This window comes from Actinoplanes sp. 13 (assembly GCF_056134165.1).
This window is the reverse complement of the sequence record NZ_JBVYOQ010000006.1, coordinates 107,809-134,089: the sequence shown is the minus strand read 5'-3', so window position 1 is coordinate 134,089 and position 26,281 is coordinate 107,809. Positions and strand designations below refer to the sequence as shown.

Annotated in this window: 21 protein-coding genes; 18 read left to right on the top strand and 3 right to left on the bottom strand. The window is 70.6% G+C overall.

Going from position 1 to position 26,281, the window contains the following annotated elements; all coding sequences use genetic code 11:
- The first annotated feature begins 4 nt into the window (after positions 1–4).
- From AC0NH5_RS15240 to AC0NH5_RS15220, 5 genes are all read left to right on the top strand, one after another.
- Positions 5–295, top strand: a complete 291-nt coding sequence (locus AC0NH5_RS15240) for a hypothetical protein (RefSeq protein WP_474404017.1) — start codon at positions 5–7, stop codon at positions 293–295.
- Complete coding sequence (gene alaS / locus AC0NH5_RS15235; protein WP_474404015.1) at positions 292–2,976, top strand: alanine--tRNA ligase; 2,685 nt, start codon at positions 292–294, stop codon at positions 2,974–2,976. The genes AC0NH5_RS15240 and alaS overlap by 4 nt, the downstream gene beginning before the upstream one ends.
- A gap of 184 nt (positions 2,977–3,160) precedes the next feature.
- A complete protein-coding gene (gene ruvX / locus AC0NH5_RS15230) occupies positions 3,161–3,628 on the top strand; it encodes a Holliday junction resolvase RuvX (RefSeq protein ID WP_474404013.1) in 468 nt (155 codons plus the stop codon).
- 319 nt (positions 3,629–3,947) lie between these two features.
- Entirely contained in the window at positions 3,948–5,123 is a 1,176-nt protein-coding gene (mltG, locus tag AC0NH5_RS15225; RefSeq protein WP_474404011.1) for an endolytic transglycosylase MltG, read from the top strand.
- Positions 5,124–5,175: 52 nt separating this feature from the next.
- Positions 5,176–6,057 carry a shikimate dehydrogenase gene (locus AC0NH5_RS15220; protein ID WP_474404009.1) on the top strand — a complete coding sequence of 294 codons (882 nt, stop codon included), beginning with the start codon at positions 5,176–5,178 and terminating at the stop codon, positions 6,055–6,057.
- Here AC0NH5_RS15220 and AC0NH5_RS15215 read toward each other — a convergent pair.
- Positions 6,017–7,237 carry a multidrug effflux MFS transporter gene (locus AC0NH5_RS15215; protein ID WP_474404007.1) on the bottom strand — a complete coding sequence of 407 codons (1,221 nt, stop codon included), beginning with the start codon at positions 7,235–7,237 and terminating at the stop codon, positions 6,017–6,019. The two genes, AC0NH5_RS15220 and AC0NH5_RS15215, sit on opposite strands and share 41 nt — an antisense overlap.
- A 114-nt stretch (positions 7,238–7,351) precedes the next feature.
- Between AC0NH5_RS15215 and aroC the strand changes: the two genes are divergently transcribed.
- A complete protein-coding gene (gene aroC / locus AC0NH5_RS15210) occupies positions 7,352–8,530 on the top strand; it encodes a chorismate synthase (RefSeq protein WP_474404005.1) in 1,179 nt (392 codons plus the stop codon).
- Entirely contained in the window at positions 8,530–9,030 is a 501-nt protein-coding gene (locus AC0NH5_RS15205; RefSeq protein ID WP_474404003.1) for a shikimate kinase, read from the top strand. The genes aroC and AC0NH5_RS15205 overlap by 1 nt, the downstream gene beginning before the upstream one ends.
- A 13-nt stretch (positions 9,031–9,043) precedes the next feature.
- Here the strand turns inward: AC0NH5_RS15205 and AC0NH5_RS15200 are convergent, their stop codons facing one another.
- Positions 9,044–12,322 (bottom strand): NACHT domain-containing protein, encoded by a 3,279-nt coding sequence (locus tag AC0NH5_RS15200; RefSeq protein WP_474404001.1) that lies wholly within the window; start codon positions 12,320–12,322, stop codon positions 9,044–9,046.
- Between the two features lie 392 nt (positions 12,323–12,714).
- Between AC0NH5_RS15200 and aroB the strand changes: the two genes are divergently transcribed.
- The 4 genes from aroB (at position 12,715) to nusB (ending at position 15,302) form a co-directional block, all read left to right on the top strand.
- The gene (gene aroB / locus AC0NH5_RS15195) at positions 12,715–13,794 is read left to right on the top strand and encodes a 3-dehydroquinate synthase (protein ID WP_474403999.1); all 1,080 of its coding nucleotides are present in this window, start codon (positions 12,715–12,717) and stop codon (positions 13,792–13,794) included.
- Positions 13,791–14,210, top strand: a complete 420-nt coding sequence (gene aroQ / locus AC0NH5_RS15190; protein WP_474403997.1) for a type II 3-dehydroquinate dehydratase — start codon at positions 13,791–13,793, stop codon at positions 14,208–14,210. The genes aroB and aroQ overlap by 4 nt, the downstream gene beginning before the upstream one ends.
- Positions 14,211–14,301: 91 nt before the next feature.
- Positions 14,302–14,859 (top strand): elongation factor P, encoded by a 558-nt coding sequence (efp, locus tag AC0NH5_RS15185; protein WP_474403995.1) that lies wholly within the window; start codon positions 14,302–14,304, stop codon positions 14,857–14,859.
- Positions 14,859–15,302: a transcription antitermination factor NusB gene (nusB, locus tag AC0NH5_RS15180; protein ID WP_474403993.1), complete on the top strand. Its 444-nt coding sequence runs from the start codon at positions 14,859–14,861 to the stop codon at positions 15,300–15,302. The genes efp and nusB overlap by 1 nt, the downstream gene beginning before the upstream one ends.
- 546 nt (positions 15,303–15,848) lie before the next feature.
- Here the strand turns inward: nusB and bldD are convergent.
- A complete protein-coding gene (gene bldD / locus AC0NH5_RS15175; protein WP_014446326.1) occupies positions 15,849–16,337 on the bottom strand; it encodes a transcriptional regulator BldD in 489 nt (162 codons plus the stop codon).
- 289 nt (positions 16,338–16,626) lie between these two features.
- Between bldD and pyrR the strand changes: the two genes are divergently transcribed.
- From pyrR to AC0NH5_RS15140, 7 genes are all read left to right on the top strand, one after another.
- Complete coding sequence (gene pyrR, locus AC0NH5_RS15170) at positions 16,627–17,211, top strand: bifunctional pyr operon transcriptional regulator/uracil phosphoribosyltransferase PyrR (RefSeq protein ID WP_474403991.1); 585 nt, start codon at positions 16,627–16,629, stop codon at positions 17,209–17,211.
- Positions 17,208–18,128, top strand: coding sequence for an aspartate carbamoyltransferase catalytic subunit (locus AC0NH5_RS15165; protein ID WP_474403989.1), 921 nt, complete (start codon positions 17,208–17,210; stop codon positions 18,126–18,128). The genes pyrR and AC0NH5_RS15165 overlap by 4 nt, the downstream gene beginning before the upstream one ends.
- The gene (locus AC0NH5_RS15160; RefSeq protein WP_474403987.1) at positions 18,125–19,390 is read left to right on the top strand and encodes a dihydroorotase; all 1,266 of its coding nucleotides are present in this window, start codon (positions 18,125–18,127) and stop codon (positions 19,388–19,390) included. The genes AC0NH5_RS15165 and AC0NH5_RS15160 overlap by 4 nt, the downstream gene beginning before the upstream one ends.
- Positions 19,387–20,493 (top strand): glutamine-hydrolyzing carbamoyl-phosphate synthase small subunit, encoded by a 1,107-nt coding sequence (gene carA / locus AC0NH5_RS15155; protein ID WP_474403986.1) that lies wholly within the window; start codon positions 19,387–19,389, stop codon positions 20,491–20,493. The genes AC0NH5_RS15160 and carA overlap by 4 nt, the downstream gene beginning before the upstream one ends.
- A 4-nt stretch (positions 20,494–20,497) precedes the next feature.
- The gene (gene carB, locus AC0NH5_RS15150; RefSeq protein WP_474403984.1) at positions 20,498–23,815 is read left to right on the top strand and encodes a carbamoyl-phosphate synthase large subunit; all 3,318 of its coding nucleotides are present in this window, start codon (positions 20,498–20,500) and stop codon (positions 23,813–23,815) included.
- 82 nt (positions 23,816–23,897) lie between these two features.
- The gene (locus tag AC0NH5_RS15145) at positions 23,898–24,926 is read left to right on the top strand and encodes a quinone-dependent dihydroorotate dehydrogenase (protein ID WP_474403982.1); all 1,029 of its coding nucleotides are present in this window, start codon (positions 23,898–23,900) and stop codon (positions 24,924–24,926) included.
- Positions 24,927–25,005: 79 nt separating this feature from the next.
- Positions 25,006–26,280 (top strand): adenosylmethionine--8-amino-7-oxononanoate transaminase, encoded by a 1,275-nt coding sequence (locus AC0NH5_RS15140; RefSeq protein ID WP_474403981.1) that lies wholly within the window; start codon positions 25,006–25,008, stop codon positions 26,278–26,280.
- The last annotated feature ends 1 nt before the right edge of the window (position 26,281 follow it).

The following is a 26,281-nucleotide window of genomic DNA, read 5'->3' as shown; positions in this document are numbered from 1 at the left end:
CGTCATGAAACGCCTGCTCTGGCTCGGTGTCGGCCTGGCCGTCGGCGCCCTCGTCGTCCGCAAGCTCAACCAGAAGGCCAACGAGTTCACGCCCAGCGGCATCGCGACCTCGCTGTCGGAATCCGCTGGCGGCCTCGTCGAATCCCTGCGTAGCTTCGTGGATGACGTCCGCGACGGCATGGCCGAGCGGGAGCAGCAGATCCACGAGGCGTTCGCCGCCGGGGAGCTGTACGAGGACAAGTTCGCCGAGTACCGCGAGGACGCGGGGCCCGGCTCGCAGGAGGGAACTCGATGAAGACCGCGGAGATCAAGCGGCGCTATCTGGCGCATTTCGAGGCGAACGGGCACACGGTGGTCCCGAGTGCCCCGCTGCCGGCCATCGACGACCCGAACCTGCTGTTCATCAACGCCGGCATGGTGCAGTTCGTGCCGTACTTCCTGGGGCAGCGCACGCCGTCGTTCCCGCGTGCGGTGAGCGTGCAGAAGTGCATCCGGACGCCGGACATCGACGAGGTCGGCAAGACCAGCCGGCACGGCACGTTCTTCCAGATGAACGGCAACTTCTCGTTCGGCGACTACTTCAAGGCGGGCGCGATCCCGCTGGCGTGGGAGCTGTCGACGAAGCCGGTCGAGCAGGGCGGCTTCGGGCTGGACCCGGAGCGGATCTGGGCGACCGTCTACCTCGACGACGAGGAAGCGATCGAGATCTGGAAGCAGACCGGGATGCCGGCGGAGCGGATCGTGCGCCGCGGCAAGAAGGACAACTTCTGGTCGATGGGCATCCCGGGCCCGGCCGGCCCGTGTTCGGAGCTCTACTACGACCGGGGTCCGTCCTACGGCCCCGACGGCGGCCCGGAGGTCGACGAGGACCGGTTCCTGGAGTTCTGGAACCTGGTCTTCATGCAGTACGAGATCACCGATGTGAAGTCGAAAGAAGACTTCACGATCGTCGGTGACCTGCCGAAGCAGAACATCGACACCGGCATGGGCCTGGAGCGCATCGCGTCGATCCTGCAGGGCGTCGACAACCTGTACGAGATCGACGAGGTCCGGCCGATCCTGGCCAGGGCCGCGGAGATGACCGGCAAGGACTACGGCCGGCAGTCCGGTCACGCGGCGAACCAGAGCCACCCCGACGACGTGCGCCTGCGCGTCATCGCCGACCACGTCCGCACCGCGCTGATGCTGATCGGTGACGGTGTGGTGCCCTCCAACGAGGGCCGCGGTTACGTGCTGCGCCGGATCATGCGCCGGGCGATCCGGGCCATCCGCCTGCTCGGCTGGCAGGAGCCGGCGCTGCCGATCCTGCTGCCGATCGCGCGGGACTGCATGTCCCCGTCGTACCCGGAGCTGGCCGAGGAGTTCGGCCGGATCTCCACGTACGCGTACGCGGAGGAGGACGCGTTCCTGTCCACGCTGCGGGCGGGCACGACGATCCTGGACACCGCGATCACCGACACGAAGAAGTCCGGTGGCAAGCAGCTGTCCGGCTCCCAGGCGTTCAAGCTGCACGACACGTACGGCTTCCCGATCGACCTGACCCTGGAGATCGCGCAGGAGCAGGGGCTGCAGGTCGACCAGGACGGGTTCCGCCGGCTGATGGCGGAGCAGAAGGCGGCGGCGAAGGCGGACGCGGCGGCGCGCAAGACCGGCCACGCGGACCTCTCGGCGTACCGGTCGGCGCTGGACGCGGGCGGCCCGGTCGAGTTCACCGGCTATCAGGAGGTCTCGCGCGAGTCCCGGGTCCGGGCGCTGATCGGCGCCGGCGGGGCGGTCGAGGTGGCCGGCGAGGGCGACTTCGTCGAGCTGGTCCTGGACACCACCCCGTTCTACGCCGAGGGCGGTGGCCAGCAGCCGGACACCGGCCTGATCAGCGTCGGCAGCGGCCGCCTCGAGGTCGTCGACGTGCAGCAGCCGATCCCGGGCCTGATCGTGCACAAGGCGCGGGTGGTCAGCGGTGAGGTGCGAACCGGCGAGAGTGGCCTCGCGGAGATCGACATCGACCGGCGCAAGGCGATCTCGCGCTCGCACACCGCGACCCACCTGGTGCACCAGACCATGCGCAACTTCCTCGGCGAGTCGGCGACCCAGGCGGGCTCGCTGAACGCGCCGGGCCGGCTGCGCTTCGACTTCCACACCCCGGGCGCGGTCAACCCGTCGGTGCTGTTCGACGTGGAGCAGCAGATCAACGAGGTGCTGCTGCGCGACCTCGAGGTGCACGCGTTCATCACCTCCCAGGACGAGGCGCGCCGGCTCGGCGCGATGGCGCTGTTCGGTGAGAAGTACGGCGACGAGGTCCGTGTGGTTGAAGTCGGCGACTACGCGCGTGAGCTGTGCGGTGGCACGCACGTGGCCCGGTCCGGCCAGCTCGGCCTCGTGAAGATTCTCACCGAGGCGTCGATCGGCTCCGGGGTGCGCCGGGTCGAGGCGCTGGTCGGCATCGACGCGTTCGGCTTCCTGGCCAAGGAGCACCTGCTGGTCTCCCGGCTGGCGGAGCTGTTCCGGGTGCCCGGCGACCAGGTCGCCGACCGGGTCGAGCAGACGGTCACGGCTCTGCGCGACGCGGAGAAGGAGCTGGAGAAGCTGCGGGCCCAGATGGTGCTGGGCGGCGCCGGCTCGCTCGCCGACGCGGCTCGTGACGTGCGCGGCGTGGCGTACGTGGGGACCGAGGCGCCCGAGGGCGCGGCCGGCAACGACGTGCGCACGCTCGCGCAGGAGATCCGCGGCAAGATCGACGCGGCCCGCCCGGCGGTGGTCGCGGTGGCGGCCCGGTCCGGCGGCAAGGCGTCGCTGATCGTGGCGGTCAACGGCGCCGCGAAGAGCCGGGGACTGTCCGCGGCCGATCTGGTCAAGGGCGCCCTGTCCGGCCGGGGCGGCGGCAACGCCGACCTGGCGCAGGGCGGCGGCCTGCCCGCCGCGGAGGCGCCGCGCCTGCTCGCGGCCGTCGAGAAGGCGGTCGCCGACGCGGCGCAGTGAGCCCGTCACCTCCGATGATCAGCAGCGGGCCCGTCACGTTCGGTGACGGGCCCGCTTGTTGTCGTCCGGACGGCACATCGGGACAGAGGCCCGCTATGCTGCTGGGCGCAAACTCGGCGTCGGCTGTTCCTGGTGATCGACGACTACTCTTCGCGTCGAGACTTGATCAAGGCAGGGTGGTGGCGTGACGCAGGCCTTCACCCGGGGCGTGCGCCTCGGTGTGGACGTGGGCCAGGTCCGGGTCGGGGTGGCCAGGTGCGACCCCGACGGCATTCTGGCGAGCCCGGTGGCGACCGTGCCCCGCGATCTCCAGACCGGTCCGGACGGCACCCCGGCAGACATGGCGGAGCTGGCACGGCTCGCGGCGGAGTACGAGGCGGTCGCGCTCGTGGTCGGGCTCCCGGTGGACCTCAGCGGGCGCGAGGGTGTGGCGGCCGGCCACATCCGCGCCTACGTGCGGCGGCTGGCCCAGCTGGTCGCGCCGCTGCCGGTGCTGCTCACCGACGAGCGGATGTCCACCGTCGTCGCCACCCGGCGCCTGTCCGAGCGCGGTGTCCGCGGGAAACGCCAGCGTGCGGTCGTCGACCAGGCGGCCGCCGTGGAGATCTTGCAGGGCTGGCTGACCGCGCAGCGGAGGCAGGGGCTGACTTGATCGACAACCGGGAACCGGCGTGCTGTCCGCAGTTGGACAGTACGGTCAACTACTGGCTGTGCCCGACGTGCGTTTCGCCGGTGGCCCCCGCGCGTTGGACAAAGGTCCGCCGGAAGCGGGACTGGTCACCCGGAACGACGGAGGGTGACCATCGAATGAGCGCAAGGTCGCCGGGGTGGGCGACAGGGCATCGATGTGGGTATGGTGCCCGTCAGTGCCGGGTCACGCGGTCACTGCCCGCAGGCGGGCCGCCATCGAAGCAGCGGCCGGGATCGCAAATCCTGCGGAGCCGGCTGGACGGGCAGCGGAGGCAGAGGACATGATCGACGAGCTGGATGTGGCGTTCGACGAGAGCGCCGAGCGGGGCGAGGTCCGCAGACATCGGGCGAAGAAGAGCGGTGGCCGCTCCGCGGTCGCGTTCATCATGACCTTCGTGCTGCTGGCTGTCCTGGGCGGCGGCGTCTACTTCGGCTACACGAAGGTCAAGGACCTCTTCGTCGCGGCCGACTTCGACGGCCCCGGCTCCGGCGAGGTGCAGATCACCGTCGAGAAGGACTCCTCGCTCACCGAGATCGGCAACGAGCTGGTCCGGGCCGGCGTGGTGAAGAGCACGAAGGCGTTCACCAACGCGGCCGAGGACGAGCCGAAGAGCAAGAACATCCAGGCCGGGTCCTACACCCTGCTCAAGCAGATGAAGGCCACCGACGCGGTCGCCCTGATGCTGGACCCGAAGTCCCGGCTCAGCCGTGGCGTCACCATCCCCGAGGGCAAGTCCGCGAAGCAGACGTTCGACCTGCTCGCCAAGGCCACCGGCATCCCGGTCAAGCAGTTCGAGACCGCCGCCAAGGACCCGGAGGCGCTCGGCGTGCCGGACTGGTGGTTCAACCGCACCGACGGCAAGAAGGTCTCCAAGACCGTCGAGGGCTTCCTCTACCCGGACACGTACGAGTTCGACCCCAAGGCGACGGCCGAGCAGATCCTCAAGATCATGGTCGATCACTTCCTCACCGTCACCGGTGAGCTGGAGTTCGCCGACGGTGTGCAGAGCAAGCTCGACGTCTCGCCGTACGAGGCCTTGATCGTGGCGTCGCTGTCACAGGCCGAGGCCGGTATCCCGCAGGACCTCGCCAAGATCTCCCGGGTCGCCTACAACCGGGCCTACATCGAGAAGATCCCGCTGCAGTTCGACGTGACCACGAACTACTGGCTGGAGCTCAACGGCAAGGACCCCAAGCACTCGGGGGAACTGAAGGTCCAGGAGATGGAGGACCCGAAGAACCCGTACAACACGGAGATCGTGAAGGGCCTCCCGGTGGGCCCGATCAACAGCCCGGGACGGGCCGCGCTGAGCGGTGCGCTCAACCCGCCGAGCGGTCCGTGGCTGTTCTTCGTGGCGGTCGACCCGAAGACCAAGAAGTCCAAGTTCGCGGTCACCAACGCGGAGCACGACCGGAACATCCAGGAGGCGTGCCGCAACGGCATCCCGCTCTGCTGAGACACGCTCAGGGCTCGGCGGGCAGCGCGCGCCCGCGCCGTAGAGTGAGCGCGTGCAGAGCCAAGACGAGACCCCGTCCGGCGGCCGGAAGGCCGCCGTTTGCGGCAAGCCGATCGCGCACTCGCTCTCCCCGGTGATCCACAATGCCGGGTTCGCCGCCGCCGGCCTGACCGGCTGGATCTACGAGGCGATCGAGTGCGCCGAGTCCGAGCTGCCCGACCTGGTGGCCGGTCTGGGCCCGGAATGGGCCGGCCTGTCGCTGACCATGCCGCTCAAGGAGACCGCGCTGCGGCTCGCCGACACGGCCACGCCCGTCGCTCTCGCCGCCGGGGTGGCGAACACCTTGGTCCGCCGCCCGGACAACAGCTGGCAGGCGGACAACACCGACGTCGCCGGCATGGTCCGGGTGCTGCGGGAGGCCGGGCTCGGCGTGAGTCGCGGCCGGCACGCGGTCAAGGAGGCGCCTCCACGGATCACCGTGCTCGGTGGCGGTGGCACCGCCCGGGCCGCCCTCGCCGCCGCCGCGGAGCTCGGCGCCCGGTCGGTCACCGTGGTGACCCGCCGCCCGGAGGTCCGCGCGGAGCTGGAGCCGGTCGCGGTGGCCCTCGGCCTCGAGCTGGCGGGCGCCGGCTGGGCCGACGCACCGGGCGCCTTCCAGGCCGACGCGATCATCTCGACGGTGCCGAAGGGCGCCGCCGACGAGCTGGCGGAACGGGTGACCTGGCAGGCCGGCAGTGTGTACTTCGACGCGCTCTACGACCCGTGGCCGACCCCGCTCGCCGCCTCGGCCGCCGCCGCCGGCGTGCCGGTCCTCTCCGGTCTGGACCTGCTGCTGGCCCAGGCGCTGAGCCAGTTCGAGCAGTTCACCGGCGTCGGCGAGGCGCCCGAGGAGGCTATGCGGAGCGCTCTCGACGACGCCGTCCGGAACCGGTGACGGTCAGCGCCACCGTCGACAGCAGCGCGGCCACCGCGAAACCCAGGATCACCACGCTCATCGGCACGCCCTGGCCCGGATCACCGATTCCGGCCAGCGGCGCCGCCGCCGAGGCGACCACCGACTGCACGCCGCCGAGCAGGGCGGCCGCCGCGCCGGCGTTCTCCGGATAGCGGTCCAGGGCCAGCGCCGTCGTGTTCGGCTGGACGATCGCGATCGCGCCGACCAGCAGGAACAGCCCCGTGGCGAGGACCGGCAGGCGGCCGGTCGTGGCGCCGAGCAAAGCCAGCACGCCGGCCACCAGCTGCACGCCCAGGCCCAGGAACATCAACTGCCGCAGGCTCCACCGGTTGAGCAGCCGGCCGTTGACCTGGCTCAGGATGATCAGCCCGATTGCGTTCGCGCCGAACAGCAGGCTGTAGGTGGTGGGGGACAGCCCGTACCCGTCCTGCATGGCGAACGACGACCCGGAGATGTACGCGAACAGCGCCGCGAAGGTGAAGGACTGCGCCAGGGCGTACCCAAGGAAGATCTTGTCCTTGAAGATCGTGCGGGCCGTGCGGGTGACCGTGCCCAGTCCGCCTCGGCTGCGCCGTTCCGCCGGCAGCGTCTCGGGCAGGCCGGCCGCGACCAGCAGGGTGAGCAGCACCGCGATGATCCCCAGCGCGACGAAGACGCCGTGCCACGACGTCAGCCGCAGCACCAGGCTGCCCAGGCTCGGCGCGGCGATCGGTGCCAGGCCGAAGACCAGGGTCAGGCTGGAGAACAGCTTCGCCGCCGCGGCACCGGACGCCACGTCGCGGACCACCGCGCGGGCGACGACGACGCCGGCTCCGCCGGCGAGACCCTGCAGGAGACGCAGGCCGGTCAGCACCGGCGCCGAGGGGGCCAGGGCGATCAGGAACGACAGGAGGGCGTACGCGCAGAGCCCGGCCACCACCGGTCGCCTGCGTCCCCACCGGTCGCTGAGCGGGCCGAAGACCAGCTGACCGATCGCCATCCCGATCAGGCACGAGGTGAGCGACAGCTGCACCTCGGACGGGGAGACGTCCAGGTCGCGGGCGAGATCGGGCAGAGCCGGCAGATACATGTCGAGCGACAGCGGCCCGATCGTGCTGATCAGCCCGAGAATGACGATCAGCAGGGCCCGGCTCGTCTTCTCCGGTGTTCGCACGGCCACGCCCGCGAATTTACTTCCAGTTGGATCTTTTCGCCGCCGGGCTCCCGGTCCCGACTCGCGGGACGGAGCTGCCCGCATTTCGGGCAGCGAGCCTGCCGTGACAGACTGTTCGCCGTGTTGCGCTGGCTTACCGCAGGTGAATCGCACGGACCGGCTCTCGTCGCCATGCTGGAGGGTGTTCCCGCCGGGGTGGAGGTGACGAGCAGCGACATCATGCGCGACCTCGTGCGCCGCCGCCTCGGTTACGGGCGCGGCGCCCGGATGAAGTTCGAGCAGGACGAGATCGAGGTGATCGGCGGCCTGCGGCACGGCGTCACGCTGGGCAGCCCGGTGGCGATCCGGGTCGGCAACACCGAGTGGCCCAAGTGGCGCACGGTGATGGCGGCCGACCCGGTCGACCCCGACGAGCTGGCCGCGCAGGCGCGCAACGCCCCGCTCACCCGGCCCCGGCCCGGCCACGCCGACCTGGCCGGCATGCAGAAGTACGGGCACACCGACGCCCGCCCGATCCTGGAACGCGCCAGCGCCCGGGAGACCGCGGCCCGCGTCGCCGTCGGCGTGGTCGCCAAGGCGATGATCAAGCAGGCGCTCGGCATCGACATCGTCTCGCACGTGATCGAGCTGGGCTCGGTCGCCGCGAAACCCGGCCTGATCCCCACCCCCGACGACTTCGAGCGCATCGACGCCGACCCGCTGCGCTGCCTCGACCCGGAGGCCAGCGCCCGGATGGTCGCCGAGGTCGACGCCGCGAAACAGGACGCCGACACGCTCGGCGGCATCGTCGAGGTGCTCGCCTACAACGTGCCGCCCGGCCTCGGCTCGCACGTGCAGTGGGACCGCAAACTGGACGCCCGCCTCGCCACCGCCCTCATGTCGATCCAGTCGGTCAAGGGCGTCGAGATCGGCGACGGTTTCACCCAGGCCCGCTCCCGCGGCTCGGTCGCCCACGACGAGATCATCCCCACGCCGGACGGCGTCCGCCGCGTCACCGACCGGGCCGGCGGCCTCGAAGGCGGCATCACCAACGGCGAGCCGCTGCGCGTCCGCGCCGCCCTGAAGCCGATCTCGTCGCTCAACCGGGCGCTGCAGACCGTCGACATCGTCACCGGCGAGGCGACCACCGCCATCAACCAGCGCTCGGACGTCTGCGCCGTGCCCGCCGGGGCGGTGGTCGCGGAGGCGATGGTCGCGCTCGTGCTGGCCGAGGCCGCGACGGAGAAGTTCGGCGGCGACTCGGTCGCCGAGATCCGGCGCAACCTCCGGTCGTACCTCGACACCCTGGTGATCCGCTGATGGCTCCCGCCCTGGTCCTGGTCGGCGTGATGGGCGCCGGTAAGACCACGGTCGGCAGGCTTCTGTCGGCCCGGCTCGGTGTGCCGTTCGCGGACACCGACGCCCTCATCGAGGAGCAGGCCGGAAAGCCGATCCCGGAGATCTTCGTGGACGACGGGGAGGCGGCGTTCCGCGAGCTGGAACGTGCGGTCGTGGCCTCCGCCCTGTCGTCCTTCGACGGGGTGCTGGCGCTGGGCGGCGGCGCGATCCTCGACGAGGGGACGCGGAAGCTGCTGGATCCGCAGACGGTGGTGTTTCTGACGGTCGAGCTGTCGGACGCCATCAAGCGGGTGGGGATGGGCGCGGGGCGGCCGTTGCTGGCGCTCAACCCGCGGGCGACGCTGAAGTATCTGATGGAGCAGCGGAAGCCGCTCTATCTGGAGGTGGCCACCCACACGGTGGCGACCGACGGCCGCGAGCCGGACCAGATCGCCGAGGAGATCGTGGACCTGCTCCGGTGAGCCGGGAAGCCGCCTACAGCATCCGCCCGCGGCGGATGCGGACCTCAGCCGGCAACTGATCACGACCTGCCGTTTTCTGCCATTTCTCGAGCTGCACGGTCAACGGCCCTCCGGTCCACCGCCGCAGCCCCGCGAAGTCGACCGGATGCCGGTGCCCGAAGATGAGCACTTCGCTCAGCTGAGGGAACTCCGTGAGCGTCGACAGGTCGATGGGGTCGTCAGGGAGCGGAGGATCGCTGAGGATGATCATCTTCCGCAGGGTGCCGGGCAGCCGGATGCCCCTCAGCCGCGGCACCACTTCATGATCTATAACCATCTCGCCGAGCTGGTCGAGGTGGCGGATGAAGGTCAGATCGGATGGCCACGAGCTGCGATAGAGCCGTAGGCGCTGGAGCCCGGGCACGATGCGATCGAAAGGACGCGACCGCGGACCAGGGTCGCAAGAGATACCGCGCAGCCCGAGATCTGTCATGGGAAGTCGCGCCAGAGGTTCGAACGAGGCGATCTGGCCGCCGTTGAGATAGAGCGAACTCAACTTCGTCAGGTTCGCCAGGGGACCCAGGTCGCCGGCGGATCCGCGCACGAACCGGCACATGTCCAACTGGGTGAATGCCGACACGGCCGCCAACATCGCGTCGTCCACACCGACATCCCCGTCGAGGAACAACCAGCGGAGGCTCGGCAGGTCCCGCAGCGGCGCAAGATCCGCGGGGGTCGTCCGGCCGTCGTCGAGGACGATCTGAAAACCCTCGAGCCCCGGGAACCGCCGCAAAACCTCCGTGGAGCCGTGCCATCCCCGCTTCAGATAAAGAGCCCGCAGCAGGGGCGACCCCGGCAGCGCGTCGAGGTCGACATCGGTGTCGAAATCGGCCACCACCCGTTTCACATGCTTCAGGTGCCGCACCGATCCGAGCAGCGACGGCGTGCGGATCCAGATCTCCCCGTCCGGCAGAGGCGCGTCAGCCAGCACCTCCTGCGCGTAGGCGTCCTGGTCGAAGAACGACCATGCCTCGATCAACTCCTGTTGCACCTCCGGTCGCGGATCGTGCGTGAACCCACCGAGCAGACGAAGCGCCGCAGGCCCGTTCACCAGCGCGGCCGTCCGCACCACCGCGGCGGCCTGCGCCTCCGTCAGCCCCTCCGGGCTGGTCGGGAGCCGGCGCAGGATGGGCTCGCCCACCGGGTACAGCGACTGGGTCTCCTTGCGGCTGCGGGGCGGCAGCAGCCCGGACAGCAGCGTGTCCACCTCGACGAGGAGTTCGGGCGGCTCCAGCGACGGCATGGTCTCCAGGCAGGCGCCGGTGAGCAGAAGGAGGGCCCGGCGATGCCGGGGCTCCCGCTCGGCACGCTGAAGGACGCCCCGCATCAACTCGGTGCGCATCGGACTGTTGCCGTGGCCGGCCGCTATCACGATGATCTCGCGCCAGGCATCGAGGTGGGCATGCGTGGTGAGCAGACCGCCCATGTCCTGCTCGGCGGCCTCGCGGGCGGCCAGGTACTCCTGGAAGGTGCGGTGCACGAAGTCGATCCGGCCGACCGCCGGAGACCTCAGCAGGCCACTCCGCTCGAGCAGATGTGTGAGCACCATGGGCGCCGGCGCGGTGCTCCGGGGCATCCCGGCGAGGCGCCGGGACAGGTACTCCTCGGCCTCGTCGCGGGACAGCTCGGAGCGGTTGTTCAAACAGATCCGCCAGGCCAGGTCCTGTAGGAGCTGGAGGCGTTCCCGGACGGTCATCGCCGGCAACGTGGAGTGCACGCCCCGCTCGGTGTCGCGCCGGTGCAGCATCATGTCCACCGCCGCCTGATAGATGCCCATCCGGTCCGGCGGCAGGTGCGTCTGACGCTCCAGGTTGAGCGCGCAGAGCATCGCGGCCATCAGCGGATTGCCCGCGAGGCGGTACAGATGCCGGTTCGCCGCCAGCTGCGTGAGCAGACTCTGTTCGTACCGGACCAGATCGGAGGCCGGGCACGGCAGGGAGGGTGACGTGCGGGCGGCCCGGTGCCATTGACTGATCAGCGCGCGCACGTCGGAGGGTGACAGCCGCTCCAGGGTGAGCGAGTCGAAGCCTTCGGCGTCGAGCCAGCGGACCGGCGCGGCCGGTGGCCGGGAGGTCACCACGACCAGCATGCCGGGGTACGCCAGCAGCAGATCCCGCAGCCAGGCCCGCACCTGGGGGCGGCGTTCCATCGCCAACTCGTCGACGCCGTCCACCAGGAGCAACGCCCGGTCGCCGCGCAGTTGTTCGTGCACCCATCCCGGCGGCATGGTCCCGGCGATCGGGTCCGCCGAGCCGATCAGGAACTGCTCCGGGGCGGGCAGCTCGTCCGGCCAGCTGCGCAGTTTGATCAGGAAGGGGATCCGGCCGTTCCAGTCGGCGAGCGCACCGGTGAAACGCTCTGCGGCCGCGGTCACCGCCAGCCACCGCAGCAGCGTGGACTTCCCGGCGCCGGCCTCGCCCCGGATCAGCGTCCGGGTACGCCTGGCCAGCGCCTGTTCGACGCGTTCCGAACTGTCGTCCGGCCGGGCGTGCCGGAGCAGGCCGGGATCCCACTGCGGCGGACGGGCCCGGGTCACCGGACCGTCACCGCTGACCGCCAGGCTGATGTAGGCGACGCTGACCGCGGTCCGCGGCCGGAACTGCGTGTCCAGACCGACGAGTTCGAGGGCGCTGAGCTTTCGGGCCAAAAAGTCCCGGTACCGCGGCAGGAAGTCGCCGGCGGGCTCCGGCGAGGTCACGACCAACCGTTCCATGACGGACGACATGACGTCGGTGATCTCCGACAGGCGCGACAGAATCTCCACCTGGGCGCGGCCGGTGAACGGCGCCGTCTGGACCACGAACTGGCAGAAACAGCGGGCGCAGTCCTCGAGAGCCACGTCGTACAGACGCTCGCCCAGTTCGGACAGGCCGGCCGGCGGCGCCGAGCGACCCAGGTGCGTCTTCAGGACGACCGGGTCCAGGTCGACAGTGAAAAGGGCGTCGTCCGTCAGGTCGGCGCGGTTGAACGTGTCGGCGACCGCCTCCAGACAGGACTCGACCTCCTCCGGAGGCAGCGCGGCGAACCGCGTCCTGATCAGCGGCCGCATCCGTTCGCCTACCTCGTCGACGACCGCCTCGATCTCACGCTCGCCGCGGCGGCGACTGAACTCGTCGGTGGCCTTCTGCCGCAGCAACGAGCTCAACGGCAGGGTGCGTTCGCGGGACAGGCGCCGCCCGCCCAGCCAACGGGTGAACAGGGGCGTCACGATCGCCCGGCCGACATTGAGAAGAGCCGTTTCCACGCCGCTCATAGGTACATGATGGGGGTGCCCGGGCTCACCGCCCGCGCCAATATTCCGGGATCCAGGCCGTCGGTGTGGGCAGCTGGGACCGGCGTCAGGACTTCAATGTGGCGCTATGGCAATAGTTGCCTTCTTCGCGCCTGCCGCCGCCGAACTCGTCCGGCGCGGCCTTGGATCACCTATGCCCACCACGACGGCGTACGCGGAAGTCGTGCCCGTGGAGGGACGGGACGACATCGAGACGCCGCCCTCCGTGTGCGGAGGCAAAGCCCGCCGCAGACAAAGCCCGCCGCAGGTGAACCGCCGCCTGCGGCGGAGCCAGGCGCCAACAACCGTCCGCGAGGTGGAACGCTCCAGCCCACACCCCCCATCGCCAACCGCACGCCGATAGGGTGGCGGCCGTGGTGAACAGCATTCCGCCGACCCGGATCCCGATCGGGATCGACGACCCCTACGACGTCATAGTCGGCCGCGGGCTGGCCTGCGAGCTGCCGGCTCTGACCGCCGGCGCCGCCCGGGTCGCCGTCATCTTTCCGGCGCCGCTGAAGGACCGGGCCGAGGCGATGACGAAGGACCTCGGCGCGGCGACGGTCGTGCCGATCGAGGTTCCCGACGCTGAGCGCGGGAAGACGATCGAGGTCGCGGCCCGCTGTTGGGACGAGCTCGGGGCGGCGGGCTTCACGCGTACCGACGTGGTTGTCGGGGTCGGCGGTGGAGCGACCACCGACCTGGCGGGCTACGTCGCCGCGGCCTGGCTGCGCGGGGTGCGCTGGGTGCCGGTGTCCACGTCGGTGGCCGGCATGGTCGACGCGGCGGTCGGCGGCAAGACCGCGGTGAACATAGCCGCGGGCAAGAATCTGGTCGGCGCCTTCCATCCGCCGGCCGGGGTGATCTGTGATCTGGACGCTTTGGACACGCTGCCGGCCGAGGACGTCGCGGCGGGGCTGGCCGAGGTGGTGAAAGGCGGCTTCATCGGTGACCCGACGATCCTGGACCTGATCGAGGCCGATCCGGCGGCGGCGATGGACCCGCGCGGGGACGTCCTCCGGAACCTGGTGGAGCGCAAGGTCAACCTGAAGGGTCACGTGGTGAGCGTGGACCTGAAGGAGTCCGGGTTGCGGGAGATCCTGAACTACGGGCACACGCTGGGGCACGCGATCGAGCGGCGCGAGAAATACTCGTGGAAGCACGGCCACGCGGTCTCGGTCGGCATGATCTTCGCGGCTGAGCTGGGGCGGCTCTCCGGGCGGCTGGACGACGCCACCGCGGACCGGCACCGGGCGATCCTCGAGTCGCTGGGGCTGCCCACGTCGTACCCCGGGGAGGCCTGGCCCGATCTGCTCGCCGGCATGCGCGTGGACAAGAAGACGCGGGCCGCCACCCTGCGCTTCGTCGTCCTGGACGGCCTGGCGAAGCCGGGCATCCTGGCCGGCCCCGACGACGAGCTGCTGCACCGGGCGTACGCGGCGGTGGCCCGATGATCTATGTGTTGAACGGGCCCAACCTGGGCCGGCTCGGTCTGCGGGAGCCCGGCGTCTACGGCTCGGCCAGCTATCAGGACCTGGTCGAGTTGTGCCGCAAGACCGCCGGGGAGCTGGACGTCACCGTCGAGGTCCGGCAGACCAACGCCGAGCACCAGATGCTGGAGTGGCTCTACCAGGCCGCGGACGAGGGCGCCGACGTGGTGCTCAACCCGGGCGCCTGGACGCATTACAACTACGCGGTCCGGGACGCGTGTGCGATGCTGCGCGGCAAGCTGATCGAGGTGCACATCTCGAACGTGCACACCCGAGAGGAGTTTCGCCACCATTCGGTGATTTCCGCCGTGGCGAGCGGTGTCATCGCGGGACTCGGTTTCGATGGTTACCGACTGGCTCTGGAACACATCGCGCGGTAAGCCCCGATTCGCTGGAAACGGGCTGACGCCGCTAAACTCGTTCGGTCACCGATACGCGTCAAGATCAAGGCAGACGGAGCTTTAGAGAAACATGGCTTCCACCAACGACCTGAAGAACGGCCTGGTTCTCAACCTCGACGGAGAGCTGTGGACCGTCGTTGAGTTCCAGCACGTCAAGCCTGGCAAGGGGCCGGCCTTCGTGCGCACCACGCTGAAGCACGTCCTGTCCGGCAAGGTCGTGGACAAGACCTTCAACGCGGGCACCAAGGTCGACACCGCAACCGTCGACAAGCGCACCATGCAGTACCTGTACAAGGACGGCGAAGACTTCATCTTCATGGACCTGGACACCTACGACCAGATCCCGGTGAACAGCGGCACCGTCGGCGAGAACGCGAACTACCTGCTCGCCGAGGCCGAGGCCACCGTCGCCACGCACGAGGGTGTGCCGCTCTACATCGAGCTGCCGACCAGCGTGTTCGTCGAGGTCACCTACACCGAGCCGGGCCTGCAGGGCGACCGTTCCACCGGCGGCACCAAGCCCGCCACGATCGAGACCGGCGCCACCGTCCAGGTCCCGCTCTTCATCACCACCGGTGAGAAGATCAAGGTCGACACCCGCGACGGCCGCTACCTCGGCCGCAGCTGATGGCCGAAGGTCCCAAGAAGGAACGGCTCGCGCGTCGCAAGGCCCGCAAACGAGCGCTGGACGTCCTCTTCGAGGCCGACCTGCGCGACGTGCCGCCGAGCCAGGTGCTGGTCACCTACCTGGACCGGATCGCCAAGCCGCACCCCGAGCACCTCGGTTACGCCGTCACCCTGATCGAGGGCGTCGCCAAGCACCTGGACCGCGTCGACGAGCTGATCGCCAGCTACGCCGAGGGCTGGACCATCGACCGGATGCCGGCCGTGGACCGCAACCTGGCGCGCATCGCGGTCTACGAGCTGCTCTACGAGCCGGACGTCGACGACCCGGTGGCGATCACCGAGGCGGTGGAGCTGGCCCGGGAGATGTCCACCGATGACAGCCCGCGCTTCCTGAACGGCCTGCTGGACCGGATCGCGGCTTTCGCGACCCGGGCGGCTCGCTGAGCCGATGCCGGCGATCCGAGGCGATCGCTGAGCCGTGTCGCAACGGTCCGGACCGCTTGTGGTCCGGACCGTTTCGCTTTGTCCGGTACGCACATCGGACGGGCACCCGCTTCCGGGACGACACGCTTCCGTGACGACGGAGAGCGACGGCCCTCACCTCAGCAAACGCTCTCCCGACCCGATGGGTGGGGGCAGCCGATAGATGGCATCGAATGGCGTGGCGGCCCGGTGCGTCCTCGACGGTTACACGCCGTTGCACCCGTCACCCGCATCGCCGGCCCCCTTCGATCTTGTGAAGTTCTACGGCCCCGGCACCCCGATGGTTCACGCAGGCAGCCACCGGTCCTATCTGTGGTGACTTGGGGTGCGGAGCGAGCCGCAAATCGACACGGGGGCTGTGGGGACTTGGGGTGCGGAGCGAGCCGCAAATCAACACGCGGGCTGTGGGGACGCGGGGTGCGCGGATCAGGGACATGCGAAAGCCCGCGTCGAGGGGGGCGACGCGGGCTTACGGGGGGCGTTACGGCGGTGCGGGAAAACGGGTGTTCAGCTGGCGAAGAACGCGCGCGGGTCGGCGACGAGCACACCCTGCTCGGTCAGGCGCTCGATGAGGCCGGACGGCGAGATGTCGTAGACGATGGCGAGCGCGCGCAGGTCGTCGGCGCGGATGGAGAGGACGCGGCCGTTGTAGTCGCCGCGCTGCTGCTGGATGGCCCGGGCGTACCGCGCCACGTAGGCGAGGTCCTCGCCGGTGGTGTCGTACAGCTTCTCCAGGTCCAGCACGATCTTGTTGGTCGCCTCCAGGCGGATCCCGCTGCCGTCGGGCAGCAGCTCGGAGACGGGCACACGGTAGAAGTCGGCCAACTCGGCCAGACGCGACACGGTGACGGCGCGGTCACCCCGCTCGTAGGAGCCGACCACGACCGCCTTCCAGCGGCCGTTGGACTTCTCTTCCACACCCTGCAGGGACAGGCCCTGCTGCTGGCGGATGGAGCGCAGGCGAGCGCCCAGCGACTTCGCGTACTCAGACGGCATACGGACACTCCCGGTACTGTGCTGGCCCGCGGGGGTTCTTTCCCCACGGATCGCTACGCTGCGTGACGGTACGGAGTTTGCGACCGCCGGTCAAGTGTTGGTTACCGATGAGCCGTCACACCCGTGCGAAACGAGGGCCGATTCGGGGTCAGGCACGTCACCATGGTCAACGCCTCGTCCACTGGTAACGTAGCGTCAGCCATACGGCCGGACCCTTCCGGGGCCCGGTCAGGAATCGGCCGGGAAGCACCGCATCGGCCGAGAAAGACGTCCTTTAACGACCCGTCCCGTGAGGCGGGGAAGGAGGTCCGCCGTGGCACAACCACGCGCTGACACACCTAGCAAGATCATTTTGGCGGAGTCCGACCTGCATCGGGTCGTCGACCGGATCGCCCATCAGATTCTCGAGAAGACCTCCGGCGCCACCGGCACCGTGCTGCTCGGCATCCCGACCCGGGGCGTCCCGCTCGCGCACCGCCTCGCCGCCCGCATCCACGCCTTCGAGGGCGTCGAGGTGCCGGTCGGCTCGCTGGACATCACGCTCTACCGCGACGATCTGCGGATGCGGGCCACCCGCGCGCTCGGCCGGACCGAGATGCCCGGCGGCGGCATCGACGGCCTGCGGGTGATCCTCGTCGACGACGTCCTCTATTCCGGCCGCTCCGTGCGGGCCGCCCTGGACGCGCTCAACGACGTCGGCCGGCCCAGCTCGGTGCAGCTCGCGGTCCTGGTCGACCGGGGCCACCGCCAGCTGCCGATCCGCGCCGACTACGTCGGCAAGAACATCCCGACCGCCCTCAGCGAGAGCGTCAAGGTGTCGCTCACCGAGGTGGACGGCGCCGACGAGGTCAAGCTGATCGGAGGGCTCCAGTGATCAAGCACCTGCGGTCGGCCGCCGACCTGGACGCCGCCACCGCCACGCTGATCCTGGACACCGCCGCCGAGATGGCGTCGCTCTCCGGTCGCGAGGTCAAGAAGCTGCCGGCGCTGCGCGGCCGCACCGTGGTCAACCTCTTCTACGAGGACTCCACCCGGACCCGGATCTCCTTCGAGGCGGCCGCCAAGCGGCTCTCCGCGGACGTCATCAACTTCTCCGCCAAGGGTTCCAGCGTCTCCAAGGGTGAGAGCCTCAAGGACACCGCGCTCACGCTGCAGGCGATGGGCGCGGACGCGGTCGTGATCCGGCACTCGGCGAGCGGCGCCCCGCACCGGCTGGCCAACTGGGTGGACGGCTCGGTGGTCAACGCCGGCGACGGCACCCACGAGCACCCCACCCAGGCGCTGCTCGACGCCTACACGATGCGTTCGCGCCTGGGTCGCCTCGACGGCCTGCGGGTCGCGATCGTGGGTGATGTCCTGCACAGCCGGGTGGCCCGTTCCAACGTCCTGCTGCTCACCACGCTGGGCGCGCACGTCACGCTGGTCGGCCCGCCGACCTTGATCCCCCTGGACGTCGCTGCCGCGCTGTCCGAGAAGACCCAGGTGTCGTACGACCTGGACGACGTCCTTCCCGACAGCGACGTGGTGATGATGCTGCGCGTGCAGACCGAGCGCATGCAGGACTCGTACTTCCCGTCGGCCCGCGAGTACAGCCGCCGCTACGGCCTGGACATGCCGCGCATGCGCCGGCTGCCGGAGCACGCGATCGTCATGCACCCGGGTCCGATGAACCGGGGGATGGAGATCGCGCCCGAGGTGGCCGACTCGCCCCGCTCCACGATCGTCGAACAGGTCGCCAACGGCGTCAGCGTCCGGATGGCCGTCCTCTATCTGCTTCTGGGAGGCAAGTGATGGCGTACCTGCTCAAGGGCGTCTCGATCCTCGGCGCCGCGCCGACGGACCTGGTGATCAGGGACGGGATGATCGCGGAGGGCGCCGGCACCGGCGCCGAGGTGATCGACGCGGCCGGCCTGGTGGCCCTGCCCGGCCTGGTCGACGTGCACACCCACCTGCGGGAGCCCGGCCGGGAGGACGCCGAGACGGTGGAGACCGGCTCGCGGGCGGCCGCGCTCGGCGGCTACACAGCGGTCTGCGCGATGGCGAACACCTCGCCGGTCGCCGACACCGCGGGTGTGGTCGAGCAGGTCTGGCGGCTGGGCCGGGAGGCGGGCCTGGTCGACGTGCAGCCGATCGGCGCGGTGACGGTCGGGCTGGCCGGCAAGCAGATGGCCGAGCTGGGCGCGATGGCCACCTCCGCCGCCAATGTGCGGATCTTCTCCGACGACGGCTTCTGCGTCGCCGACCCGAAGCTGATGCGCCGGGCCCTGGAGTACGTGAAGGCGTTCGACGGCGTCATCGCCCAGCACGCCGAGGAGCCGCGCCTCACCGAGGGCGCGCAGATGCACGAGGGCGAGGTCAGCACGCGGCTCGGCCTGACCGGGTGGCCCGCGGTGGCCGAGGAGGCGATCATCGCCCGGGACGTGCTGCTGGCCGAGCACGTCGGCAGCCGCCTGCACGTCTGCCACGTCTCCACCGCCGGGTCGGTCGAGGTGCTGCGCCAGGCCAAGGCGCGGGGTGTCCGCGTGACCGCCGAGGTCACCCCCCATCACCTGCTGCTCACCGACGAGCTGGCGGCCGGATACGACCCGGTCTTCAAGGTCAACCCACCGCTGCGTACGCGCAACGACGTCGAAGCCCTCCGTCAGGCGCTGCTGGACGGGGTCATCGACGTGGTGGCCACCGACCACGCCCCGCACGCCGTGCAGGACAAGGAGTGCGAATGGTCGTACGCGCGTCCCGGCATGCTGGGTCTGGAAACCGCGCTGCCGATCGTGCTCAGCGTCTTCGGTGAGCGGTGGGATCTGATCGCGGACCGGATGTCGATCGCGCCGGCCCGCATCGCCGGGCTGGCCGGGCACGGTGGCACGCTGACGGCCGGTTCGCCGGCCAACCTCACGCTGGTGGATCCGTCCGCCCGCCGGGTGGTCGACCCGGCCGAGCTGGCGAGCCGCAGCCGCAACACGCCGTACGCGGGTATGACCCTGCCCGGTCGCATCGTCGCGACCTTCCTGCGGGGCGAAGCGACGGTTCTGGACGGGAAGGCAGTCAAATGACGAAGGCGATCCTCGTGCTCGAGGACGGGCGCACTTTTATCGGAAGCTCTTACGGCGCGGTGGGTGAGACGTTCGGCGAGGCGGTGTTCACCACCGGCATGACCGGCTATCAGGAGACGCTGACCGACCCGTCGTTCCACAAGCAGGTCGTGGTGCAGACCGCGCCGCAGATCGGCAACACCGGCGTCAACGACGAGGACGACGAATCGGACCGGATCTGGGTCGCCGGATATGTCGTCCGCGACCCGGCCCGCCGCCCGTCCAACTGGCGCTCGAAGGGTGACCTGGGCGAGCGCCTGGCCGCCGAGGGCGTGGTCGGCATCAGCGGCATCGACACCCGGGCGCTGACCCGGCACCTGCGCGAGCGGGGTGCCATGCGGGTCGGCGTGTCCAGCGTCGACCTGGACCCGCAGTCGCTGCTGGAGCGGGTGCGCACCAGCCCGCAGATGCTCGGCGCCGACCTCTCCGCGCAGGTCACCACGAAGTCGCTCTACACCGTCGAGGCGGCCGGCGAGCACCGTTACACGGTCGCCGCGCTCGACCTGGGCATCAAGCGCAACGTCGCCCGGCGGCTCGCCGAGCGCGGCGTGACCACGCACATCTTCCCGGCCTCCTCGACGATCGAGGACCTGCTGAAGGCGAGCCCGGACGCGGTGTTCTTCTCGCCCGGCCCGGGTGACCCGGCGACCGCGGACGGCCCGGTGGGGCTGGCCCGGGAGGTGATGCGCCGGCAGGTGCCGCTGTTCGGGATCTGCTTCGGCAGCCAGATCCTCGGCCGTGCGCTGGGCTTCGGGACCTACAAGCTGGGGTACGGCCATCGCGGCATCAACCAGCCGGTGCTCGACAAGATCACCGGCAAGGTCGAGGTGACCAGCCACAACCACGGTTTCGCGGTGGACGCCCCGCTGAACACCGTGATCGACACGGACTTCGGCGGTGTCGAGGTCTCGCACGTCTGCCTGAACGACAACGTGGTCGAGGGGCTGCGGGGCATCGACGTGCCCGCCTTCACCGTCCAGTACCACCCCGAGGCCGCCGCCGGCCCGCACGACGCGGACTACCTCTTTGACCGGTTCGTGGAGCTCGTGGAAAAGAAGGGCTGAGCACATGCCGAAACGTGAGGATCTCAAGCACGTCATGGTGATCGGGTCCGGCCCGATCGTCATCGGCCAGGCCTGCGAGTTCGACTACTCCGGCACCCAGGCCTGCCGGGTGCTGCGCGCCGAGGGGCTGCGCGTCTCGCTGGTCAACTCCAACCCGGCCACGATCATGACCGACCCGGAGTTCGCGGACGCCACCTACATCGAGCCGATCACCCCCGAGTTCGTCGAGCTGGTCATCGCCAAGGAGCGCCCGGACGCGATCCTGCCGACCCTGGGCGGGCAGACGGCGCTGAACACCGCGGTCGCCCTGCACGAGAGCGGCGTGCTGGAGAAGTACGGCGTGGAGCTGATCGGCGCCAACATCGACGCCATCCGCAAGGGCGAGGATCGCCAGCTCTTCAAGGACATCGTGGCCAAAGCCGGCGGGGAGACCCCGCGGTCGCGGGTCTGCCACTCGATGGACGAGGTCCACGAGACGGTCGCCGAGATCGGCCTGCCGGTCGTCATCCGCCCCTCGTTCACCATGGGTGGCCTGGGCTCCGGCATGGCGCACACCAGCGAGGACCTGGAGCGGATCGCCGGCGCCGGCCTGGCCGCCTCCCCGGTGCACGAGGTGCTCATCGAGGAGAGCGTGCTCGGCTGGAAGGAGTACGAGCTCGAGCTGATGCGCGACAAGAACGACAACGTCGTGGTGGTCTGCTCGATCGAGAACATCGATCCGATGGGCGTGCACACCGGCGACAGCGTCACCGTCGCCCCGGCCATGACGCTCACCGACCGGGAGTACCAGCGGCTGCGTGACCTCGGCATCGCGGTGCTGCGCGAGGTCGGCGTGGAGACCGGCGGCTGCAACATCCAGTTCGCGATCAACCCGGACAACGGCCGCCTCATCGTCATCGAGATGAACCCGCGGGTGTCCCGGTCCTCGGCGCTGGCCTCGAAGGCCACCGGCTTCCCGATCGCCAAGATCGCCGCGAAGCTGGCCATCGGCTACACCCTCGACGAGATCCCGAACGACATCACGCTCAAGACGCCGGCCGCCTTCGAACCCGCCCTGGACTACGTGGTCGTCAAGATCCCGCGGTTCGCGTTCGAGAAGTTCCCGGGCGCGGACAAGGAGCTCACCACCACGATGAAGTCGGTGGGCGAGGCGATGAGCCTGGGCCGCAACTTCGCCGAGGCGCTGAACAAGGCGATGCGCTCGATGGAGACCAAGGCCGCCGGGTTCTGGACCGCGCCGGCCTTCGACGACGTCGACGAGGCGCTGGAGGCGCTGCGGGTCCCGCACGACGGCCGGCTCTACACGGTCGAGGCGGCGCTGCGGCTCGGCGCCACCGTCGAGCAGGTGCACGAGGCGAGCGGGCGGATCGACCCGTGGTTCCTGGACGAGATCCAGGCCCTGGTCGAGCTGCGCGCCGAGATCCTGGCGGCCCCGTCCCTGGACGAGGAGTTGCTGCGCCGGGCGAAGCGGTCCGGGCTCTCCGACGCGCAACTCGCGGCGCTGCGCCCCGAGCTCTCCGGCGAGGACGGGGTACGCGCACTGCGGCACCGCCTCGGCATCCGGCCCGTCTACAAGACCGTGGACACGTGCGCCGCCGAGTTCGAGGCGACCACGCCGTACCACTACTCGTCGTACGACTCCGAGACCGAGGTCGCGCCGAGCGACCGGCCCAAGGTGATCATCCTGGGCTCGGGGCCGAACCGGATCGGCCAGGGCATCGAGTTCGACTACTCGTGTGTGCACGCCGTTCAGGCGTTGCGGGGCGCGGGCTACGAGACCGTGATGGTCAACTGCAACCCGGAGACGGTCTCCACCGACTACGACACCGCGGACCGTCTCTATTTCGAGCCGCTCACCTTCGAGGACGTCCTGGAGGTCTTCCACGCCGAGGACGGCTCCGGCAAGGCGGCCGGCGGGCCGGGCGTGGTCGGCGTGATCGTCCAGCTCGGCGGGCAGACCCCGCTCGGCCTGGCCAACCGGCTCAAGGCGGCCGGTGTGCCGATCGTCGGAACCTCGCCCGAGTCGATCGACCTGGCCGAGGACCGCGGCCAGTTCGGGGCGGTGCTGGAGCGGGCCGGGCTGCGCTCGCCCGACCACGGCACCGCGGTCAGCTTCGCCGACGCCAAGACGATCGCCGACTCGATCGGCTACCCGGTGCTGGTCCGCCCGTCGTACGTGCTCGGCGGCCGGGGCATGGAGATCGTCTACGACGAGGACACGCTGCGGGGCTACATCGAGCGGGCCACCGAGATCTCGCCGGATCACCCGGTGCTGGTCGACCGGTTCCTGGACGACGCCATCGAGATCGACGTGGACGCGCTCTGCGACGGCGAGGGCGAGGTCTACATGGGCGGCGTCATGGAGCACATCGAGGAGGCCGGCATCCACTCCGGCGACTCGGCCTGCTCGCTGCCGCCGATCAACCTGGCCGCCTCGCACCTGGCCGAGGTGCGCCGCTACACCGAGGCGATCGCCCGCGGTGTCGGGGTGCGCGGCCTGCTCAACGTCCAGTACGCGCTGAAGGACGAGACGCTGTACGTGCTGGAGGCGAACCCGCGGGCGTCGCGCACGGTGCCGTTCGTCTCCAAGGCCACGGCGGTGCCGCTGGCCAAGGCGGCCGCCCGGATCGCGCTCGGCGCCACCATCGCCGAGCTGCGGGCCGAGGGCATGCTGCTGCCCACCGGCGACGGCGGGATCACCCCGCCGAACGCGCCGATCGCGATCAAGGAGGCGGTGCTGCCGTTCAAGCGGTTCCGCACGCCGGCCGGCAAGAGCGTGGACAACCTGCTCAGCCCGGAGATGAAGTCGACCGGCGAGGTGATGGGCATCGACGCCGGGTACGGCCAGGCGTTCGCCAAGTCGCAGGCGGCCGCGTACGGCTCGCTGCCCACCAGCGGCAAGGTCTTCGTGTCGGTGGCGAACCGGGACAAGCGGTCGATGATCTTCCCGGTGAAGCGGCTCGCCGACCTGGGCTTCACGATCGTCACCACCGCGGGCACCGGTGAGGTGCTGCGCCGGTACGGCATCGACTGCGAGGTCGTACCCAAGCACTACGAGGACCCGTCCCGCAAGAACGCGGTGGAGCTGATCCTGGCCGGCGAGATCGCGCTGATCATCAACACCCCGCAGGGCTCCGGCGCGAGCGCCCGCCTGGACGGGTACGAGATCCGCAGCGCCGCGGTCACCGCGGACGTCCCGAGCATCACCACGGTCCCCGGTGCGGCCGCTGCGGTGATGGGCATCGAGGCGCTGATGCGCGGTGACATGACGGTCCGGCCGCTGCAGGAGATGCACAAGGCCCTCCGGGGTGGGTCGGCATGATCGACTGCACCGAGCGGCAGCCGGCCGCACTGCGCGACGGCCTCGCAGGCGAGGGCCAGGAGAGCATGCCGAGGACAGCACTGTGAACCTGTTTGCTGACGCCGTCCGGCCGGCTCTGTTCCGGCTGGGCGGCGGCGACGCCGAGCACGCCCACGAGTGGACGCTGAAGCGGCTCGCCGCCCTGCCGTCGCCCGCCCTGGCCGCCCTGCGCCGCCGCTATGCGTTCTCCGCGCCGGTCGACGCGTTCGGGGTCCGGTTCCCGAACCGGGTCGGCCTGGCCGCGGGCATGGACAAGAACGGCGTCGCGCTGCCCGCCTGGCCGGCCCTCGGGTTCGGCTTCGTCGAGGTGGGCACGGTGACCGCCAAGCCGCAGCCGGGCAACGACCGGCCGCGGCTGTTCCGGCTCCGGGACAGCGAAGCGATCATCAACCGGATGGGCTTCAACAACGAGGGCGCGGCCGCCCTGGCCGAGCGCCTGGCCGCCCTCGGCCCGCTGCCGGTCCCGCTCGGCGTCTCCCTCGGCAAGTCCAAGGTGACCCCGCTGGACGAGGCCGTGGACGACTACCTGACGTCCTACCGGCTGCTGCACCCGTACGCGGATTACATCGCGGTCAACGTCTCCTCGCCGAACACGCCGGGCCTGCGCACCCTGCAGGACAAGGACTCCATCGGGGCCCTGCTGAAGGCGCTGAACGGCCCGGTGCCGGTGCTCGTGAAGATCGCCCCGGACCTGACCGAGCCGGCCATCGCCGACCTCTTGGAGGTCTGCCTGGAGCACGGCGCGGCCGGTCTGATCGCCACCAACACCACGCTGGCCCGGGACGGGCTCGACCCGGCCGACCAGCACCTGGCCGGCGAGGCCGGCGGGCTCTCCGGCAAGCCGCTCACCGAGCGGTCCCGCGAGGTGGTCCGGTTCGTGCACGACGAGACCGGCGGCCGCCTGCCGATCATCGGGGTGGGCGGCATCATGTCGGCCGACGACGCGCGCCGGATGCTCGACGCCGGCGCCACGCTGGTGCAGCTCTACAGCGGCTTCATCTATCGGGGCCCGGACCTGGTGCGGGCGGTCGCCCGCAGCGCCCGGCCGATCCGTTCGCACCGGGCGCGATGAGAGCCGGGCCCGGCGCGGGCCGCCGCGGGGTGGGCGAAGGTCGTGGTGCGGGCCGGCGCCCGTTGAGCGCCGGGGCGCGATGAGCGCGGTCGAGCGCGAGCTGCTCGCGCTCGACCGGGCGCACGTGTGGCACCCGTACGGGCCGATACCCGGGCGCAGCGACCCCTATCTGGTGACGAGCGCCGAGGGGGTCCGGTTGCGGCTGGCGGACGGCCGTGAGCTGGTCGACGGGATGTCGTCGTGGTGGGCGGCGATCCACGGCTATCGGCACCCGGTGCTGGACGCCGCCCTGGCCGACCAGGCCGGCCGGATGAGCCATGTGATGTTCGGCGGGCTCACCCACGAGCCGGCCGTCACGCTGGCCACCACGCTCGTCGAGCTGACCCCGCCCGGGCTCGAGCATGTCTTCCTCTGCGACTCCGGCTCGGTCGGCGTCGAGGTGGCGATCAAGATGGCTCTGCAGGCCCAGCGGGCCCGAGGGCGTCCCGGCCGGCGGCGGCTGGGCACCTGGCGCGGCGGGTACCACGGCGACACGTTCCACCCGATGAGCGTCTGCGACCCGGTCGGCGGCATGCACGCGCTCTGGACCGGGGTGCTGCCCGCCCAGGTCTTCGCCGGGCCACCACCGGCGGGATACGACCCCGCCTATGCCGCCGAGCTGACCGCGATGGTGGAACGGCACGCGGACGAGCTGGCGGCGGTGATCGTCGAGCCGGTGGTGCAGGGCGCCGGCGGGATGCGGTTCCACCACCCGGAGTACCTGCGGGTGCTGCGGGAGGTGACCGCGGCGCACGGGATCTTCCTGATCCTGGACGAGATCGCCACCGGGTTCGGCCGGACCGGGCGCTTCTTCGGTGCCGGCCACGCCGGGATCAGCCCCGACATCATGTGCCTGGGCAAGGCGCTGACCGGCGGATATCTGACGCTGGCAGCCACCCTCTGCACGGCGGAGGTGGCGGCGGCGATCTCGGCGGGGGAGGGCGGCGGCCTGGCGCACGGCCCGACCTTCATGGGCAACCCGCTGGCCTGTGCCGTGGCGAACGCCTCCCTGGGGCTGCTGCGGGACGGCTCGTGGGCCGTACGCGTACCCCGCATCGAGAAGCTGTTGAACGACGGCCTGGCGCCGCTGCGCTCCGCGCCGGGGGTCGCGGACGTGCGGGTCCTCGGCGCCGTCGGCGTCGTCGAGCTGGACCATGACGTGCCGATGCGGCAGGCGACCGAGGCGGCTGTCGCCGAGGGTGTCTGGCTGCGGCCGTTCCGGAACCTGATCTACACGATGCCGCCGTACGTGGCGGACGACGCGGACGTCGGCCGCATTACCGCGGGAATGGCCGCCGCGGTGGCGGCCGGCTGAC

Coding starts and splice junctions, on each gene's coding strand:
- AC0NH5_RS15240 (WP_474404017.1), top strand. CDS start 5: ATGAAACGCCTGCTCTGGCTCGGTGTCGGCCTGGCCGTCGGCGCCCTC.
- alaS (WP_474404015.1), top strand. CDS start 292: ATGAAGACCGCGGAGATCAAGCGGCGCTATCTGGCGCATTTCGAGGCG.
- mltG (WP_474404011.1), top strand. CDS start 3,948: ATGATCGACGAGCTGGATGTGGCGTTCGACGAGAGCGCCGAGCGGGGC.
- AC0NH5_RS15205 (WP_474404003.1), top strand. CDS start 8,530: ATGGCTCCCGCCCTGGTCCTGGTCGGCGTGATGGGCGCCGGTAAGACC.
- AC0NH5_RS15200 (WP_474404001.1), bottom strand. CDS start 12,322: ATGAGCGGCGTGGAAACGGCTCTTCTCAATGTCGGCCGGGCGATCGTG.
- aroQ (WP_474403997.1), top strand. CDS start 13,791: ATGATCTATGTGTTGAACGGGCCCAACCTGGGCCGGCTCGGTCTGCGG.
- efp (WP_474403995.1), top strand. CDS start 14,302: ATGGCTTCCACCAACGACCTGAAGAACGGCCTGGTTCTCAACCTCGAC.
- nusB (WP_474403993.1), top strand. CDS start 14,859: ATGGCCGAAGGTCCCAAGAAGGAACGGCTCGCGCGTCGCAAGGCCCGC.
- bldD (WP_014446326.1), bottom strand. CDS start 16,337: ATGCCGTCTGAGTACGCGAAGTCGCTGGGCGCTCGCCTGCGCTCCATC.
- carA (WP_474403986.1), top strand. CDS start 19,387: ATGACGAAGGCGATCCTCGTGCTCGAGGACGGGCGCACTTTTATCGGA.
- carB (WP_474403984.1), top strand. CDS start 20,498: ATGCCGAAACGTGAGGATCTCAAGCACGTCATGGTGATCGGGTCCGGC.
- AC0NH5_RS15140 (WP_474403981.1), top strand. CDS start 25,006: ATGAGCGCGGTCGAGCGCGAGCTGCTCGCGCTCGACCGGGCGCACGTG.